Source organism: Pseudooceanicola sp. NS-SX8 (assembly GCF_057380755.1).
In genome coordinates this window covers 4,774,477-4,792,851 of sequence record NZ_CM170819.1, presented here as the reverse complement: position 1 = coordinate 4,792,851, position 18,375 = coordinate 4,774,477, and the positions used below count along the sequence as shown (strand labels likewise).

The window sequence follows — 18,375 nt, the reverse complement described above, 5'->3', positions numbered from 1 at the left end:
GGGCGGGATGAACGCGCATCGCCATATCGCCGTGATCGACGTGGGCAAGACCAACGCCAAGCTGGCCCTGGTCGATGGTTCCACCCTGGAAGAAATCGCGGTGCTGACGCGGCCCAATCACGTGCTGCCCGGCCCGCCTTGGCCGCAGGTCGACCTGGAAGGGCACTGGGCCTTTTTCCTGGATGGCCTGGCGCGGTTCCAGGCGGAACATGGCGTCGATGCGATTTCGGTCACGACCCATGGTGCCAGTGCGGTCCTGCTGGATGCGGCGGGCGGGCTGGCGGCACCGATGCTGGACTATGAACACGACGGCCCCGACACGTTGGCGCGCGATTACGATGCAATTCGTCCGGGCTTTGCCGAAACCGGATCGCCCAGGCTGCCGCTTGGGCTGAACCTGGGCGCGCAGCTCTTCTGGCAGTTCGAAACCGATCCCGCGCTGCGCGACCGGGTGGCGCATATCCTGACCTATCCGCAGTACTGGGGTTATCGCCTGACGGGACGGATGGCGACGGATGTGACCTCTCTGGGATGCCACACCGACCTGTGGAACCCCTACCGTGGTGAATTCTCCTCCCTCGTGGCGCGGCTTGGCCTTGCGGGGAAGATGGCGCCGGCGCATCGCGCCGACGACATGCTGGGTCATGTCAGTGCCGGGATCGCGGCGCAGAGCGGGCTTTCGCCGCGCACGCCGGTGTTTTGCGGAATACATGACAGCAATGCCTCGCTCTACCCCCATATCCTGGCGCAGCCTGCGCCCTTCTCGGTGGTTTCCACCGGAACCTGGGTGGTGGCCATGGCCATGGGAGGACGCACCCCGACCATGGATCCCGCGCGCGATACGCTGGTCAATGTCAACGCCCTGGGGCAGCCCGTCCCCTCTGCCCGGTTCATGGGCGGACGCGCCTACGAGGTCATCCGGGACGGCTCCGACGCGCGCCCGACGGCGGCCGACATGGCAGAGGTGCTGTCCGGCGTGGCCCTTCTTCCCTCCGTCGTCACCGACAGCGGGCCCTTCAAGGGGCGCACCCATGCCTGGACACGGCAGCCTTCGGGCGAGGGGGCACGCATGCTGGCGCTGTCGTGGTATCTCGCGTTGGTCACCGACACCTGCCTGTCCCTGGTCGCCGCCGAAGGCCCGGTGATCGTCGAGGGGCCCTTCGCCCGCAACGCGGATTTCACGGCAATGCTGGCGGCGCTGCGGGGCGAGGTCCGCATCGCGGCCTCCGCCACGGGCACCAGTGTCGGCGCGGCGCTGCTGGCGGGGGCAGATGCGCCGCTGCCCCGGACGACTCAGGTCCGTTGCGCCGATCCGGCCCCCCTGCGCGATTACGCGGAAAACTGGCTGGCACTGGTCCGGGAAATGCACTACGCCTGACCTCCTCCGCTGCCTGCCCTGCAGGCTTTGGCGATCCGCGAGGCCGCCGGGAATGACGGTTTTCAAATCAGCATATTGACGCCCCCGACCTCTCATGGTCTAGATATGGGTGCTTCAGGTGTCCGGTGGCCTTGCCGCCGACGAAGAGGGAAGCCGGTGCAAATCCGGCGCTGCCCCCGCAACTGTAAGCGGTGAGCGTTTCCGAAATCGCCACTGGGCCCCGGTCCGGGAAGGTCGGAAAACGCGATGACCCGTGGAGTCAGGAAACCTGCCCGAGGCACTGGATTTTGACCGCGAACGGTGGGTTCGGGGCGTATCGGCAAGCGGGCCAGCAGGCCCGTGCCTCTGCGTCCCTGCCCGCTGGTGATAACGAGGATGCAGAGCATGATCACCGTCTACAGCAAACCCGCCTGCGTGCAGTGCACCGCCACCACCCGCGCGCTCGACGCCAAGGGCCTGCCCTACGATGTCGTCGACCTGACGCAGGACGCGGATGCCATGGCGCGCGTGACCGAGCTCGGCTACCGTCAGGCGCCGGTGGTGATCGCGGACGGTGAACACTGGTCCGGTTTCCGCCCTGACATGATCGGCCGCCTCGCCTCCTGATCCGGGGATCTTCCCATGCCCGGGCTGCTCTTCTTCTCTTCCGCCAGCGGGAATACCCTGCGCTTCATCGCCTCTCTCGGGCGGCCCGCGCTGCGTATCCCCGTCTCGCCGAAGGAGGCGCTTCCGCCCGTGCCTGCCGAATACGTGCTGATCTGCCCCACCTATGCCGATGGCGAGGGGCGCGGCGCGGTGCCGAAACAGGTGATCCGCTTCCTGAACGACCCGGCCAACCGGGCGGGCATCCGCGGCGTCATCGGCACCGGCAACCGCAACTTCGGCACCACCTACGGCCTTGCGGGGGACGTGATTTCCCGCAAGTGCCAAGTTCCGCTGCTCACCAAGTTCGAACTGGCCGGCACGGCCAGGGATTTTGCCCGCATCCGTGACGGGCTCGACGCATTCTGGGGGACCCAATGCTTGACCGCCACGACAGCCTGACCGAGTCCGGCCTCGACTACCACGCGCTGAACGCCATGCTGAACCTCTACGACGGCGAGGGGCAGATCCGCTTCGACGCCGATCGCATGGCGGCGCGGCAGTACTTCCTGACCCATGTGAACCAGAACACCGTCTTCTTCCATTCGCTGGACGAGAAGCTCGAATACCTGGTCGACGAGGGCTATTACGAGGCAGAGGTCCTGGCGGCCTACCCCCGTGATTTCCTGGCCGCGATCTGGGATGCCGCCTACAAGAAGAAGTTCCGCTTCCCGACCTTCCTCGGCGCCTTCAAGTACTACACCAGCTACACGCTGAAGACCCGCGACGGGCAACGCTACCTTGAACGCTACGAGGACCGCGTGGTGATGGTCTCCCTCGCGCTGGCGCGCGGCGATCAGAAGCTCGCCATGTCGATGATGGAAGAGATCCTGTCGGGCCGCTTCCAGCCTGCCACCCCCACCTTCCTCAACGCCGGCAAGAAGAGCCGGGGCGAGCTGGTCTCCTGCTTCCTGCTCCGCCTCGAAGACAACATGGAAAGCATCGGGCGCGGCATCAACTCGGCCCTGCAGCTGTCCAAGCGCGGCGGCGGCGTGGCCTTGATGCTGACCAACATCCGGGAACACGGTGCGCCGATCAAGGGTATCGAGAACCAGTCCTCCGGCGTCATCCCGATCATGAAACTGCTCGAAGACAGCTTCTCCTACGCCAACCAGCTTGGCGCGCGCCAAGGGGCAGGGGCCGTGTACCTCAACGCCCACCACCCCGACATCCTGCGCTTCCTCGACACCAAGCGCGAGAACGCGGATGAGAAGATCCGCATCAAGACGCTCTCCCTCGGCGTGGTCATCCCCGACGTGACCTTCGAACTGGCGAAGAAGAACGCACCGATGTACCTCTTCTCGCCGCACGACGTGGAAAAGGTCTACGGCAAGCCCTTCTCGGAAATCTCGGTGACCGAGAAATATGACGAGATGGTCGAGGACAAGCGCATCCGCAAGAAGAAGATCAACGCGCGGGAATTCTTCCAGACCCTGGCGGAGATCCAGTTCGAAAGCGGCTATCCCTACATCATGTTCGAAGACACGGTGAATGCCGCGAACCCCATTGCGGGCCGCATCACCATGTCCAACCTCTGCTCGGAAATCCTGCAGGTGAGCGAGGCGTCGACCTTCAAGGATGACCTTTCCTACGATCACCTGGGCACCGATATTTCCTGCAACCTCGGCTCGCTGAACATCGCGCGCACCATGGACGGCCCCGACCTGGGCCAGACGGTGGAGGCCGCGATCCGCGCCCTGACGGCAGTGTCGGAAATGTCCTCGATCGACTCCGTGCCCTCGATCCGGCGCGGCAATGACGAAAGTCATGCCATCGGCCTGGGCCAGATGAACCTGCACGGCTTCCTGGCGCGCGAACGCATCCACTACGGCAGCCCGGAAGGGGTGGAATTCACCTCCGCCTATTTCGCCGCCGTGGCCTTCCACGCGATCCGCGCCTCCTGCGCCCTCGCGAAGGAAACCGGCATCCGGTTCAAGGGCTTCGAAACCTCGACCTATGCCGACGGCACCTTCTTCGACAAATACGTGACCCGCGACTGGCTGCCCGAAAGCGAAGAGGTCCGTGGTCTGTTCAAGCGCTTCGGGCAGGAACTGCCGACCCGCGCCGACTGGGCGGAGCTGAAGGAGGCGGTGATGCAGCACGGCCTCTACAACCGGAACCTCCAGGCGGTGCCGCCGACGGGCTCGATCAGCTACATCAACAACTCCACCTCCTCGATTCACCCGATCGTGTCCAAGGTGGAGATCCGCAAGGAAGGCAAGCTGGGCCGCGTCTACTACCCCGCGCCCTACATGACCAACGACAACCTGGAATACTACCGCGACGCCTACGAGATCGGGCCCGAGGCCCTGATCGAGACCTACGCGGCGGCCACCGAACACGTGGACCAGGGCCTGTCGCTGACGCTGTTCTTCCCGGCAGAGGCCACCACACGGGACATCAACCGCGCCCAGATCCTGGCCTGGAAGAAGGGCATCAAGACGATCTACTACGTCCGCCTGCGCCAGGCCGCGCTGGAAGGCACGGAGGTTGAGGGCTGCGTCAGCTGCACCCTCTGATCCGCGGGGCTCTGCCCCGCACCCCGGAGTATTTCCGGCCATCGAATGGGAAGGGCCCGGCGCCCTGTTCATTCGACGGCGCAAAATACTCCGGGGGAGTCTCCGGCACGGAGACGGGGGCAGCGCCCCCGACCCGATCTCAACCGGGCGCAGCGCCGCCCGCCTGTCGCACCGACGCGATACCGACATGATACCGACGTGATACCGACGTCGAAAATCCGAGGATCTGAAACGATGAAGGACGAGTTGCAACGGGTCTCCGTTCCGCGTGCCATCAACTGGAACCGGCTGCAGGATGACAAGGACCTCGAGGTCTGGAACCGCCTGACGGTGAACTTCTGGCTGCCCGAGAAGGTGCCGCTGTCCAACGACGTGCAGTCCTGGGCGACGCTGACGCCGGATGAACAGCAGCTGACCATCCGCGTCTTCACCGGGCTGACCCTGCTGGACACGATCCAGAACGCGGTCGGTGCGCCCTCGATGATGCCCGATGCGCTGACCCCCCACGAAGAGGCGGTGCTGACCAACGTGGCCTTCATGGAGGCCGTGCACGCGCGTAGCTATTCCTCCATCTTTTCAACGCTTTGCTCTACCAAGGAGGTGGACGAGGCCTTCCGCTGGTCCGAAGAGAACCCGCATCTGCAGGCCAAGGCCCGCGCCGTGCTGGAGACCTACGCCCCCGGTGCCGACCCGCTGAAGCGCAAGATCGCCAGCGTGTTCCTGGAAAGCTTCCTGTTCTACTCGGGCTTCTACCTGCCGATGTACTGGTCCAGCCGCGCCAAGCTGACCAACACCGCCGACCTGATCCGCCTGATCATCCGCGACGAAGCGGTGCATGGCTACTACATCGGCTACAAGTTCCAGCGCGGGCTGGAGCGCGAAACCCCCGAACGCCGCCAGGAACTCAAGGATTATGCCTTCGGTCTGCTCTTCGAACTCTACGAGATCGAGTCGAAATACACCGAAGAGCTCTACGACGGTCCCGGTCTGACCGAGGAGGTGAAGAGCTTCCTGCATTACAATGCGAACAAGGCGCTGCAGAACCTCGGATTCGAGGCGCTCTTCCCGCCGGAAGCCTGTGAAGTGAACCCCGCGATCCTTGCCGCGCTCAGCCCGGACAGCGAAAACCATGACTTCTTCTCGGGTTCCGGGTCGAGCTATGTGATCGGCCGCGCCGTCGCGACAGAAGACGAAGACTGGGATTTCTGAAGCAGCCTTGCCGTTTTCCCCTTGCTGCTGGCTTGCCAAGGCCGCTTCCCGGTGCCGGTTAACACCTTGTTAACAATTCCTGCGGATCCTCACGGTGCGCCGGGCCTGATTGTTGGGCCCGGTTGCTTCATTGGATCGGGTTCTCGGGCCTGACATGGCGGGCGCAGGCTCGCATCGGGGAATGAGATGATACGGGCGGCGACTTCAGGGGCACGGGACGGTGCCTCGATCACCATGGGCGCAAGGCAGGGGCCTGTCTGCCGCGGCGGGGGGCTATCGCCGTGATCCCGCTCGATTCCTCCGACCCGGGATTTTATGACAGCGATGCCCTGGCAGATGGCTCCCGCCACCTGGCCCGGGCGATGCGCAACGTTGCCCTGCTGGCAGAGAAGCTTGTCGGGGCGTCTTCCGTCGTGCTGCACCTTCAGACAGATCGCGCGCGGCAGATGGATCTGCGGGATTGCCTCATCGGAAACCATGCGGAGATCGCGGCGCTTCTTGTTCTGTCCCGCCGCTGCCTGATGCCCTTCACCGAGGCAACCGGCGATGCCGCGCAGCCCGTGACGGAGCAGCCGGTCAGCCTTGGCAAGGTCGGGCCGGACGGCAAGCCGGCGGTGGCGCGTGCGCTCTTCCTTCGAACCGGCGAATGCATCGGTGCCTTCAGCTTTTGCCTGCCACTGGGGTCAAGCAGCGCAGAAACCATCATTGCGGACGGGCGTATCCTGCAGGGGTTGGATATGCTGGGACAGGCGATAGAAGCCTTGCTGAACCAGCGATTGGGTCAGATCGACCTGCAACAGGAACTGTCCGACAGTCGCGCCCAGGCGCAGACCTTGCGCCGGATCAGCGAACGCGACCCCCTGACGGGCCTCGCCAATGTTGCCGCCTTCGAACGGCGCAGCCGAAAGTCGCTTTCGATGCCGGGGCAGAATGCCCTTCTGGTCATGCTGGATATCGATCATTTCAAGGCGATCAATGATCTCTACGGGCATCAATTCGGGGATCTTTACCTGCGGACGATTGCCCAGGCCGTCCAGGACAGTGCCTCGGAAGACGCGGTTGCGGGCCGGTTGGGAGGGGACGAATTCGGGGTGCTGATCGAATTGCCCGCGCCCCTGCACGACGAGGGGCTGCAGGTGCTGATGACCCAGATCAGCAACCTCATCCTGCAGGCCACCGCGCCACTGAACAAACCGGACCTGGGGCGGGTCAGCATCGGTGCCGCGCGCTATCCCCAGGATGCGACGGACTACCAGCGCCTGCACAATTGCGCCGATCTGGCCCTTTATGCTTCCAAGTCATCGGGGCGCGGGGCGGCGACCCTCTACAGTGCCGCAGTGGGGGAACGATACGACTACTCCGAACTGGCGAAGAATTTCCGCGCTGCCTGTGAGGCGGGGCAGGTCGTGCCTTTCTTCCAGCCCATGGTGGATCTGGAAAGCGGTCAGGCCCTTGTCTACGAGGTGCTCTGCCGTTGGGACAATCCCAGGCATGGCCTCATGGCGCCCGAGACCTTCTCTTCGATCTTCTCCGACCATGAATTCGCGACGCATCTGACACGCCACATGGCGCGGGAGTCGCTGAAGGTCTTCACCGAGGCGCGGCCCGGTCTGGCCCATGGTGCCAAGCTTTCTCTGAACCTGACCTACTTCGACCTGATGGATCGGGAGTTCGTTTTCGATCTGCAGACCATGATGACGGAATGTCGGGTCGAATGGGGGGAAATCGTGCTGGAGGTGCAGGAAACCGTCGCGATGGATGAAGACAACGGCCAGGTCTTCCGGTCCCTTTCGGAGCTGCGGCGCAGAGGGGCGGAAATTGCGCTGGATGACTACGGTACGGGCTTTGCGGCGCTGAAACACCTGCGCAACTGGCCGGTCGACATGCTGAAGATTGATCGCGCCTTCGTGGAGAATATCTGCACCGAGCAGAGAGACCGGGCGATCGTCAGCTCCATCCTGCAGCTTTCCCAGGATCTTGGCTTCAGGGTGGTGGCAGAAGGGGTCGAGAATGCGGAGCAGGCGCAGCTGTTGTCGGACATGGGGTGTGATCTGGGACAGGGCTATGGGCTCGGTCGGCCAATGACGCCGCAATCCCTGCTGGAGGCGGCTGCAGCGGCCTCTGCCGAGTGGCCCGCCCTCCTGTTGCAGAAGTCCCCACCGGGGGAGGCGCATGACATGAAGGCGCGCAGTCCTGTCCGCTTCATGGCGGGGGTCGGCGGTTCGCAGGACAGCTAGGGCGCGCGCCCTACCTGCCGAGAGATTTCCGAGATCAGGATGTTCAGGGCTACGGGCTTATGAAGAACTGGGATTGCGCTGTTCTGTTCTGCAACCGGACGGCCGGACATGTAGAGCGTCGGCAAACTGTCTGCCCGGGCCGACAGATGCCGTTGGAGGCCTGCGCCGCCATCACCCGTTGTCATGCCCAGATCCACCAGCACCAGATCGAACGCGGTACCCCGTTGCAGGTGAGACAGTGCGTGTTCCTGCGTTGTCGCGGGGATCGTGATGGCGCCAAGGCCGCGCAGGGTTTCGCACAGGACCTCTGCCAGCAAGGGATCATCCTCGATCAGCAGCAAGTGGAGACCTGACAGGCCTGTGCTGTCTGTCGGGGGCGGGGCAATGGGTTCCGGCGGCGGACCCGCAGAGATGTCTTCCGTCAGCTGTAGCGCACGGTCACAGGCTTCGATCAGGGCAAGGAGGTTTCTTTCACGACCGGCACCATCCAAATCTGCAAGGAGCAATTCCGCGCGCAGGCGTATGGAGCCGAGCCGATTGCAAAGCTCATGCGCGATGTCCGGCAGCGCGGTCGCTTGCGGCTTGATGGTCACCTGCCGGTATCCTCCGTCGGTACGATGCCGCCCGTCAGCTCGATCACGTGGCGTTCTATCTCCCTCAGGGTGGACGACTTTAGTATGACAGCCCGTGCCCTTTTCAGCTGCTCCGCAAGTATCGGAGAGGTGACAGCGCCGGCCTGTCCGGTGATGACGATGACGGGCAGGGTGGGGTCATGTCCGATGACCGTGTCGATCAAGGTGATTGCGCCCCCGCCGTCCATGAAAATATCCAGAAAAACAATGTCGTAACCGTTCTTTTCCAGCGCGGGGCCCAGGCCGTCCCCGACAGTGCAGGTGGTGACCTCATGCCCGAGGGAACGCAGCGCATCGCGAAAGGCGGAGATGTAATCCGGGTCATCATCAACGATCAGTATGCGTGCCAAAACGTTCCCTCCGGCATTCCCGCGATGGTTGCGTCCTGACTGTAAACGGACTTAGATGAACGTGAGATTAGTGGTAGTGGTATTATGGGTACGGACGAGCCGGGTGGAGCCGATCCTGCCACGCCGATGGTCGTGTTGGCGGTCGGCGACAGGCCTTCAGATTGGGATGATCTGAACCGTTTCCTGCAGGCGGTTCCTGCCGGTGTGGACTGGGCCTTTGCCATCCTTTCCGCCGTCCCCGCCGATCAGCTGAACAGCGCACTTGAGGTCCGTCCCGTGCAGGGCGGGGAGCTGGCACGACCTGGCACGGTCTACCTCGCGGCTCTCGGGCAGGGCCTCCGTATGCGGGATGGTGTCTTCTGCCTGACAGGGGAAAGTGACGGGGACAGCCCTGTCGACGCTTTTCTGCTGTCGCTTCTGGAAGACGCGCGGTTGCGCCCGGTCGGGGTGGTGCTGTCCGGTATGGCAGAGGCGCGGGCATTCGAAGCGGCCGGAGGTGTGGTTTTCCGGGCAAGGTCAGCGGGAGCGCAGGCCGCCGGACGGGTCGGGTTGCAGCTGTCGGCAGGGTCGCCGGAAGACCGGCAGCTACCGCCGGCACGCATCCCATCCTCCATCCTTGCCGTGCTGGAGCAATGGCCGGGCGCGGGACCTCCGCCACCCGGGGATGATGGCGCCCTTTTCGCGGCCCTCTCCCGGGACGTCTTGCGCCCCCTCGTGACAGAGCTGCCTGTTGACCGGTCCCTACGCATCTGGGTGCCCGGCTGCGACAGCGGGGACGAGGCCTACAGGATCGCGATCGAACTGTCGGAAATCCTGCGGGAGAAGGGGATCGACCGCAAGTTCCGGGTCATCGCGACAGACCTCCGGCTTGAGGCGATCGAATCCGCCTCTGCAGGGGTATTTTCCGCCAAGTCGCTGACATCCTTCACGGCAGAGCGTCGCGACCGCTACTTCCTGCGCTCGGGAGACCGCTACATCGTGGATCCCGCGCTGAGGAGGAACCTGATCTTTTCAAGGCACGATGTACTTCGGGATCCGCCGTTCCTGCATCTGGATCTGATCTCTTGCCGCAGGTTGTTTTCCGGTCTGGACGAAGAAGCGCGGTCGCGTGTGATCTCGATGTTTCTCTTCGCCCTGCGCGCCGGGGGTGGATTGCTGCTTGGCGTGCCTGTTGAACTGGGCAGGCAGGCCCCCGGGTTCGAAGTGCTGGATGCCAGGGGTGGACTGTATCGCAAGGTCACTCCGGCGTCGCCGCCGCTTGGCGACCGGGCTGATGGCGGAGTGTCATCGCGCAGAAAGGGCGCGCTTGCCGAACCCAAGGAGCCGTCGAGCGACAGGTTGCAGGACCTCTACGAAACCCTGTTGCAGCGGCATATGCCGCCCTCATTTGTCCTGGATGCCCGCGGCGGTGTCCTGCGCTGGTTCGGAGCAGCGGAGGCTTATGTGAACGCGCTCGTCCCGGGGCCGGGCACGCCATTGGAGCAGGGGTTGCACCCCGCGCTGCATGCCCCGTTGAGGGAGGGGCTTTCGGCGATCCTTTCAGAGGGGCGGGAAAGCTGGGAAGGGGTGGCCGAAGTGCCCTTGCCATCCGGGGCACGACAGGTCCTGTCCCTCAGGATGGAACCCCTTGATCCGCGCGCGGAAGGTCAGACATTGCAGGTCCTTCTGACGCGAAGACCTGCTCCCGCAACCGAGGAGAGCGGGCCGGACGATACGGGCAATCAGACGGGAGCGGGCCTGCCGTCTGACATGGCTTCGCCTTCCCCGCAACGGGACGGCCATCGCGGTGCGAGTGCCGAACTGCGGGCGATGAACCTGGATCTGACCCGCACGAACCAGGACCTGCACGCGGTCAATCAGGAGCTCGTTGCGGTCACGGCGGAGCATGAGCGGCGGATCGAGACGCTGTCGGAGCTCAACCGGGAACTGGACCAGGCCTTGGGAGGTCTGCAGGTCGGGCTTCTGGTCCTGGATGAGGATCTGCGCCTTTGCCGTTTCAGCCCTTTGGGCGCAAGGATGCTGGGCCTGAAGCGACAGGATATCTATTCCCGCGTCGAAGACATCGGTGCGCGTCTGGACCTGCCCGACCTGGCAGAGCTTGCGGATCGGGTGTCGCAGCGGTGCGCGCCGGAGGAACGGACGCGCGTTTACGAGGGGGCTGCCCTGACGATCCGGGCGTTGCCATCCCAGTCCACTGCCACGCAAACCGGGCGACGGGGCGGTGCCATTCTGGTTCTTTCGGTCGAAGGGGGATCGGCGGACTGACCGCAGGTCAGGCAAAGATGAAGTCGACCTCGTGCAGATCCGCCAGGGCGACACCCGCCAGCAGGATCGAATTTCCCTGCAGGTCGTCGATCAGGACATCCGATCCAGCCTGGTTTGCATGAGACGCCATGAGGTCGGCATAGCTCCCGATTGCGCCACCTGTCTGCAGGCGGATCACCTCCAGGTCGTTGTTGGCGTCGAAGTCGGCGATGGTGTCATTGCCGAAGGCGCCTTCGAACACGAAGGTATCTGCGTTGAAGCCTCCGTGGATCCAGTCATTCCCGGCGCCGGAGTCGATGGTGTCGAACCCCGAGTTGCCATAGATCGTGTCGGTACCGCTTCCGGCGTAGATCACATCATCGCCTGATCCGCCGAAAATCCGGTCGTCGCCACTGTCACTTTGACAATGGTCTGCCCCGGCGCCCCCGAAGAGGCCATCGCCAATCTTCCCCCCGTAAAGCAGGTCATCCCCGGAACCGCCGAACAGCCGGTCCAGCCCGTCTTCTCCGATCAGGGTATCGACACCGGTCCCGCCATAAAGGTTGTCCGCCTGCCTTCCCCCGTACAGCAGGTCATTTCCCGCGTCCCCCTCCAGCCGGTCGAAACCGCCTTCGCCAAGGAGCGTGTCGCTGCCAATCCCGCCAAACAGGCGATCTTCCTCCGTGCCCCCGACCAGTTCGTCATCGCCGCTGCCGCCGTAGAGGTAGTCGTTCTGCGCATTCCCGCGCAGTCGGTCCGCACCGCCGTCGCCGTGCAGGTGATCCGTGCCCAGCTCCCCGACCAACAGGTCGTCACCGCTGTCCCCGAAGACTTCATCGGCATTCCCGCCGCCGTTCAGAACGTCGTTGCCTGCGCCGCCATAGATGGTGTCGAAGCCGGAGTCGCTGGTGATCAGGTCCACGCCCGCGCCACCGTAGGCAATGTCGTCACCGAAGCTGGCGCCTATGATGTCATCGCCGGAATTCCCCCAGATCGTGTCGCTACCCTCGGCGCCACGGAGGGTGTCTGCGCCGGTGCCCCCACTGATCACGTCATCGCCGGAGCCGCCCAAGAGGGAGTCATCACCCGAGTCCCCCGTCAGATCGTCGTTGCCGCGTCCCCCTTCCAGCGTATCGGCGCCGGCTTCGCCGCCGATGATGTCATCCCCCCGGGCGCCGAGCAGCAGGTTGGCTGCCATGTTGCCGCTTATGGTGTCGTCCCCGTCGCCCCCCGCGACGTTTTCCAGCGTCCCGTCGAAGCTGAGCCACCGGGTGCCGTCCACGCGCATCGTCGCGGTGCTGCTGCGCAGGTCGATCAAGGCGGAGCCGGTCAGGGCCGCTGCGTTGATCCAGTCGGTGCCACCGTTCCCGTCGGTGACCTGCGTACGCGCACTTTCGGCAGAGGCGAGCTCCAGGAAATCGTCGGTGAAGGTGTAGACATCATCCAGGCCCAGGCTCTGCCCTTCGAAGTCGAACCGGACGCTGCGCAGCGTGCCTACGTCGGCTTCGGCGTCATCGACTAGCCGCAGGGTCCAGGTGCCGCCATCGGACATGCCGCGAAGGGAGCTGATGCCGTAGGTCCAGTCAGCATCGTAGTAGCCAAACCCATCGTTGATTTTCAGCGGGATCACCATGCCGTCGGGGGTCACGACGGAAAGCGTCAGGTCGGTGTCCCAGCTATGGTCATAGTCGATAGTGACGTAGAGGTGGTCGATCAGCATGCTGTCACCGTCCAGCGTGACGGTCATGTCGGTGGTGGCTTCATCCGCGATGGCCACGGCCGTCGTGTTGGAGGCGCTGCGGCTGATCAGCTGGTTGGCGGTATCCGGGTGGATGCGCGTCCAGAGCTCCGCCATGCGGACGGCGGCGCGTGCATCGACCATGCCGTAGCCGTAGCTCATGGAGTAGGACATTCCCCCTCCGTTCCAGCTGTGCGCGTCATTTGCCTCCCAGGTCGACATCTCGTAGCCAGAGGCATTGTCGCCAAAGGTCGAGCCGGTCTGCGCGGCCGAAGCCGCAAGGATGTTCTGTACATCGCGCCAATGCAGATCCGGGTTCGCCTCCAGCATCAGGGCGATCACGCCGGTCACGATCGGTGTCGCGGCGGAGGTGCCGCCGAAGCTGTAGGTGTAATCGCCACTGTCGTAGCCCGCGCTGCTGGTCCTGTCCGTGGTAACGGACCCGGCTGGTGCGGCGATCAGCAGGCAGTGACCCCAGTTGGAGTAGGAGGCTACGAACCCGGTGGATCCGGTCGCGGCGACCGTGATCATCTCATGCAGGTTGTTCAACCCGTCGCCATGGGCATTGCCCATGATGTTCATCGACTGGGATTCCTCGTCATTGGCATAGTTGCCGGCCGCCTTGACCCAGACCGTACCCAACCCGTCCCGCCCCTCTTCGGCGGTGTAGGCGATGGCCTCCCGTTCCTTGCCGGCCTGCAGGTTGGCTTCGCCCACGTCGGTGTACTCGTTGAAGACGGGAATGCTGCCCCAGGAGTTGTTGATGATGTCGAAGTTGGCCCCGGCTTCCAGCACGCCGAGGTAGTCCGAATAGCTCAGCTGGAAGGCGTCGTTGAGGTAATCGACCCCCGTGATCCACGCGCCATAGGCCACGCCGACACCGCCCACGGCGTTGTCCGAGCCGGCGATCAGGCCCGCAACGGAGGTGCCATGACCATCGCCGGAGCTGTTGGGGGCCCCGTCGACCAACTGCAGCTCGCTGGCGGCATCATAGTTGGCCTGCAAGTCGGGATGAGCAGCCTCCACCCCGTCGTCGTAGACCGCAACGGCGATGCCCTCCCCGGTGTAGTCTTCCCAGACCGCGAAAAGATCGCCGATCAGGCCCAGATGCCATTGGGAGGAATAGAGCGGGTCGTCACCGGGGGTGACGGGGTTGGGGGCAATCGGCAGGGTGCCCCCGGACTGGCCGGTGTTCGTTCCGGGCTTCTCCCCGCTCATTCCGATGTTTTCCGGACCGGTGTCGCCGGGCGCGATTGGAAGGCTGTCGAAGGGTTGCGAAACTGGGGTGATCGGCATCGGGTGCACCTCTGTCAGGCGGGAGAAACGCCGTCGGGATAGAGCGCGCCGTCAAACCGGGTGGTTAATCTGCAGGTGTTCGATGCGAAGCCCTTTAGTGGCTTGGTTTACCTTTTCGGAATCTTGCCGGTGATTTGTCCCGAATGCTGGGGAAATGCCCTGTATCCGCCACCTCTCGGCCGTAGGTCTTTCCGCCAAAACACCCCTTGGGGTGAGGAGTTCGGCGCAGGGAACTTGCTGTTTTTTGTTCACGAAGACAGAGAGTTGACGTTGCCCTGTCTCTCGCGGTCCTTATCCGCTGCGGTGCAATCCGCCCCAACAGTCATTTGGACAAGCACGGATCCCCCGTCCGCTTGGGGGGCAATTCCATCGGCCGACACGAACCGGGGTAGACTGAAAGCATTCAAATCTCGGACAATCGCTCGCAATTTCTGGACCTGCGCGCCGTTCCACGTGGTGAACGATATCCTGCTTCCAGACCCGGGGTGGGGCGAAGCAGCTGACGCGGATAAACCATTGCTAGAGGAAATACCACTAGACCGTCTGCACATGGTCCGAAGGAGGCATGCGCATGAGCGGGACAGAAGGCCCGACCCTGTTCGGGGATCTTTTCCTCAGTGCCGGGGCAATGAAAGCCGGCACGACGTGGCTCTATTCTGTGCTGGAAAGACACCCGCAGCTGCACTTCTCCCCCGAGAAGGAACTGCATTACTTCTATCATCGCTACGTTGACGACCGGCAGCTGTCGGATCGGAACCGGTTGCGTCTGGCCAGGGACCGCTACCTGGAAAAATTCGATCCCGCCCAGGCAAATCCGGATCGGGTTCGTCTGAACCTGCAGTGGGTGGTTGCCTACCTCTCGCGACCTGTCGATGACCTCTGGTTTCGGGGCTTGTTCAACAAGCCTCCCGGCGCTCTTTACGCCTGTGACTTCTCCAACCTGAATGCGCATCTGCCCAAAGAAGCCTGGCAAAGGATCGAAACTGACTGCGGGCGATTGCGCGTGGTTTACACCATGCGCGATCCGGTCAAGCGGCTTTGGAGCCATGTGAAGTTTCACCTGCAGGTCACTGGGCAACTATCGAAGCTCGAAACCTGGACACCGGCGGAACTGCATAGGTTCCTCAAGCAGGAGTTCATCTGGTCCAATGCCGAATACGGTGCCATCTGGGCGCGCATGCGTTCGGCTCTGCCGAAGGACTGCCTGCTTCCGATCTTCTACGAAGACATGCGCACGGATCCGATCGGTAGCCTGCGCCGGGTCGAGGCCTTCCTGGGGCTTGATCCGGCCTCTTATCCCGAGGGCCTGATCAGCCGAAAGATCAATGCTTCTGCCGCGCTTCCGATGCCGTCCTACTTCCCGGATCTGGTCGCAGACGACGTTGCGCGGATCTGTGCGGAGCTGCGCGCCACGGGCCTGACGCTTCCGGACAGCTGGAACCTCTGACGCGTGTGCGAACCGGCCTTGTCCTAGGCGCGCCGGGGCAGGGTGGTGCCCTGCCGGGACGCCCGCGACCAGGTTACCCTCGGTTCGATGAGGGGCTCCGTCATCGTGACGAACGCAGCCGCCTGATCCAGGAAACTCGAAACGGCCACCGGGGGCGCATATCTGTCGGCCCGGTCGATGGCGTGCTGCAATTCCTGGTGCAGGACATCGGGCCCGGCCCCGATGGGGAAGGCCCTTTCGCGATCTGGCCCGTCATGTTCGATTGTGCCGCCGCTGTCGGTCTGAATGACGCGGATACCTCGACAAAGCGCCTCCCGGATTGTCAGGCCGAAGGTTTCCTTCCACTGGGAGGGAAACAGCAGAACGTCGACCCCGGCCCAGAAACGGTCCATCTCGTCCTGAGCGAAGCGCGGGACGATGCGACAATCGCCGCCGAGGGAGGTCAGGTCCGTCCTGCTCCACCATCCGGCCTCCATGGCGCCATCGACCAGCAGCAGGCGGAAGTCCTGAGGGCCGAACCCCTCCAGGGCCCGTTTCAAAAGGGGCCAGCCCTTGATGTCGGACGGACCTCCGCAATAGGCGAAGACCAATGTGCCATCCTCCCTGCGGCGGCGCGCCTGCTCGTCGAAGAAGGAGGGCCGGGGCAGGGTGACACCATTATGCCAGACGCGGTCGTTCGGTGCGATCAGGCCCGAGGCGCGTGACAGGCTGCGGGCGAATTGCGACGGGTAGGTCACCAGATCCGCCCGGCCAAGCATATCCGCCAGTTGGTTTGCCCGCGTGCGTGCCCGGTTGTGGTCCAGTACGCAGCTTCCGCAGGCTTCTACCCGGACAGGGAACTGACCGCAGTAGCGGCCATCCGGCCGGACCATGAATTGTCGCTCGCACAGCCACCAGAAGTCATGCACCGAAAGAACCGTCGGCACGCCGCGTTCCCGGGCGGCGCCGATCAGGCCGATGCCAAGGTCCTGCATGCAATGCAGGTGCAGCAGGTCCGGTTGCAGCTGTTGCAAGAGCCTGTCGGCGACCTCCGTCACATGGGGGTTCGAGTAGCGCTCCGCATAGGCCCGTTCCGCAGGCAGGTTCACCACGTAGCTGCTGACCTCGCCCGCCTGCAGTCTGCGCAGGGCATAGGGCGGAAGATCCGGCCTGCAGATCGCGGAGAGGGCGCTGACCTGCCAGCCATGGTGTGCCTGAAGGGCGCGCGCGACCTGCTCGGCGACGATGGTCGCGCCGCCGTAGGTGTAGGGGGCAAAGTGTACGTTGGCGACAAGGACGTGCGGACCGTTCATGCGGTCACCCAACGGATCAGTTCCGGATCCACGACGGGATCATCCAGCCGCGCAGTCCAGTGTTGCTCCAGCTCCAGCCGGGCCTGACGCCCCATAGCCTGCGCCCCGCCGGTGGAGCTAGCCATGTCTTCAAGCGCCTGGCCCCAGCTGGCGCATTCGGGCAGGACCCGCCCGGTCTCGTCGTTGCGCACAAGTGCGGGCATGTCCGACACCGTGCCCACGATACTGGGCACGGAAACAGAGGCGGCATCGATCACACGCACCCCGCTCTTGCAGCGATTGAAAAGGTCATCGACCAGCGGCATCAGCGCCACGTCGCAGGCAGCCAGCAGGTCCAGGTAGCCGCGATAGTCGGTAAACGGATGGGTCTCTACCTGTTGGTGCAGGGCTTCGGGCAGGCGCGCCTTGTCGAAGTGCCCCAGGATCACCAGCCTGCGCCCGGGGTCGCGTTCGAGGAAGTGCAGGACATCCCGTTCGATCATTGCAAAGTCGACCTCGTGCCCCCGGGAGCCGCTTGCAAAACAGACCCGGAAACCGGGGCGGTTCGCGCTTTTGTCGGCGCCCCGGACCGCAAGGGTTGTTTCATCGGCGAAATTCCGGCGCAGGAAGACAGGGCGAGAGGTGAAGCCCTGCGCATGATCCCGCAGCCCCGGGGTGGAAACGGAGACCACGTCGGCCTGGTTCATGACGTCCGCGAAAAACGGGGCCTCGTTCATGAAATGCTGCTGCAGTTCGGGGGGCAGGGCGGTCATGTTCTGGTAGCCGGCATAGGCCGGTACCGAAAAGAGCGGGTCATCGATGTCGTAGAGGATCGGCAGGCGCAGCCGGTGCGCCTCGTACAGGTGCCGGGTGACGGCGGGGGTGCTGCGCAGCCGATACAGGAAAAGGTGCGTCGCGTCCTGCAGGATGTCCATGCAGCGTGGCAGGTCCTCGTAATGCGAAAACGCGTAGTCGATTCCGGCTTCGCGCAGGATCTCTGACAGCTGTTCGACGCGGTACTTGCGACATTGGGGCAGGTTCAGATCACCGATCATGGCCACCTTGCGCCGCTGCGTCAGGCGCGGCGGTGTGGCGACCCGAAAGGCGGACTGGCGAGCACTTTCGGCCCAGAAGGACTGGACGTCCCAGCCACCGGGGCCGACGGGCGGCGTGCCGACGGCTTCGGGCTGCTGCCATTGCCGATGCAGCCAGGCACGGCTGCGCCGCAGGGTCGCCCAAGCCCCCTCTTCCCGCAGGAAGTAGGCGAAGCGCTGCGCCAGGCGCAGGCATAGTACAAGGTTTCGCATTCGGCCCCGTCCCTTCTGGATCATTCCGCCGGTCTTAACGGGAGGACGGTGAAGGAAGCGTGTATGGCTTCTGCCGGGCCTGGGGCCGGGCTTCGTGCGTGATTA

Annotated in this window: 13 protein-coding genes and 1 riboswitch; of the genes, 8 read left to right on the top strand and 5 right to left on the bottom strand. The window is 64.1% G+C overall.

All coding sequences use genetic code 11. From position 1 onward, the window contains the following. Positions 1 to 7 precede the first annotated feature (7 nt). The 6 genes from AC2IR1_RS22000 (at position 8) to AC2IR1_RS21975 (ending at position 7,985) form a co-directional block, all read left to right on the top strand. Complete coding sequence (locus AC2IR1_RS22000; protein ID WP_486474111.1) at positions 8 to 1,378, top strand: FGGY-family carbohydrate kinase; 1,371 nt, start codon at positions 8 to 10, stop codon at positions 1,376 to 1,378. A gap of 99 nt (positions 1,379 to 1,477) precedes the next feature. Further along, positions 1,478 to 1,668: riboswitch (cobalamin riboswitch) on the top strand. Between the two features lie 94 nt (positions 1,669 to 1,762). After that, entirely contained in the window at positions 1,763 to 1,984 is a 222-nt protein-coding gene (gene nrdH / locus AC2IR1_RS21995; protein ID WP_486474110.1) for a glutaredoxin-like protein NrdH, read from the top strand. Between the two features lie 15 nt (positions 1,985 to 1,999). Further along, complete coding sequence (nrdI, locus tag AC2IR1_RS21990; RefSeq protein WP_486474109.1) at positions 2,000 to 2,422, top strand: class Ib ribonucleoside-diphosphate reductase assembly flavoprotein NrdI; 423 nt, start codon at positions 2,000 to 2,002, stop codon at positions 2,420 to 2,422. Further along, positions 2,398 to 4,539 carry a class 1b ribonucleoside-diphosphate reductase subunit alpha gene (gene nrdE, locus AC2IR1_RS21985; protein WP_486474108.1) on the top strand — a complete coding sequence of 714 codons (2,142 nt, stop codon included), beginning with the start codon at positions 2,398 to 2,400 and terminating at the stop codon, positions 4,537 to 4,539. Before nrdI ends, nrdE begins: the two co-directional genes overlap by 25 nt. A 234-nt stretch (positions 4,540 to 4,773) precedes the next feature. Next, positions 4,774 to 5,748: a class 1b ribonucleoside-diphosphate reductase subunit beta gene (nrdF, locus tag AC2IR1_RS21980; protein ID WP_486474107.1), complete on the top strand. Its 975-nt coding sequence runs from the start codon at positions 4,774 to 4,776 to the stop codon at positions 5,746 to 5,748. Positions 5,749 to 6,029: 281 nt separating this feature from the next. Further along, entirely contained in the window at positions 6,030 to 7,985 is a 1,956-nt protein-coding gene (locus tag AC2IR1_RS21975) for a putative bifunctional diguanylate cyclase/phosphodiesterase (RefSeq protein WP_486474106.1), read from the top strand. Here AC2IR1_RS21975 and AC2IR1_RS21970 read toward each other — a convergent pair. Together AC2IR1_RS21970 and AC2IR1_RS21965 are read right to left on the bottom strand one after the other, a co-directional pair. After that, a complete protein-coding gene (locus AC2IR1_RS21970) occupies positions 7,982 to 8,578 on the bottom strand; it encodes a response regulator (RefSeq protein ID WP_486474105.1) in 597 nt (198 codons plus the stop codon). The genes AC2IR1_RS21975 and AC2IR1_RS21970 overlap by 4 nt on opposite strands. Next, entirely contained in the window at positions 8,575 to 8,967 is a 393-nt protein-coding gene (locus AC2IR1_RS21965; protein WP_486474104.1) for a response regulator, read from the bottom strand. The genes AC2IR1_RS21970 and AC2IR1_RS21965 overlap by 4 nt, the downstream gene beginning before the upstream one ends. 84 nt (positions 8,968 to 9,051) lie before the next feature. On the opposite strand from AC2IR1_RS21965, the gene AC2IR1_RS21960 reads away from it, so the two are divergent. Next, complete coding sequence (locus AC2IR1_RS21960) at positions 9,052 to 11,232, top strand: CheR family methyltransferase (protein WP_486474103.1); 2,181 nt, start codon at positions 9,052 to 9,054, stop codon at positions 11,230 to 11,232. Positions 11,233 to 11,239: 7 nt separating this feature from the next. Here the strand turns inward: AC2IR1_RS21960 and AC2IR1_RS21955 are convergent, their stop codons facing one another. Next, positions 11,240 to 14,245, bottom strand: a complete 3,006-nt coding sequence (locus AC2IR1_RS21955) for a S8 family serine peptidase (RefSeq protein WP_486474102.1) — start codon at positions 14,243 to 14,245, stop codon at positions 11,240 to 11,242. A 565-nt stretch (positions 14,246 to 14,810) separates the two neighbouring features. Here AC2IR1_RS21955 and AC2IR1_RS21950 point away from each other — a divergent pair. After that, positions 14,811 to 15,692, top strand: coding sequence for a sulfotransferase family protein (locus AC2IR1_RS21950; protein ID WP_486474101.1), 882 nt, complete (start codon positions 14,811 to 14,813; stop codon positions 15,690 to 15,692). Positions 15,693 to 15,715: 23 nt separating this feature from the next. On the opposite strand, the gene AC2IR1_RS21945 is transcribed toward AC2IR1_RS21950, so the two are convergent. Continuing rightward, on the bottom strand, positions 15,716 to 16,984 hold the full coding sequence (locus AC2IR1_RS21945; RefSeq protein ID WP_486474100.1) for a glycosyltransferase: 1,269 nt from the start codon (positions 16,982 to 16,984) through the stop codon (positions 15,716 to 15,718). Continuing rightward, positions 16,981 to 18,270: a glycosyltransferase gene (locus AC2IR1_RS21940; protein WP_486474099.1), complete on the bottom strand. Its 1,290-nt coding sequence runs from the start codon at positions 18,268 to 18,270 to the stop codon at positions 16,981 to 16,983. Before AC2IR1_RS21940 ends, AC2IR1_RS21945 begins: the two co-directional genes overlap by 4 nt. Positions 18,271 to 18,375: the final 105 nt, after the last annotated feature.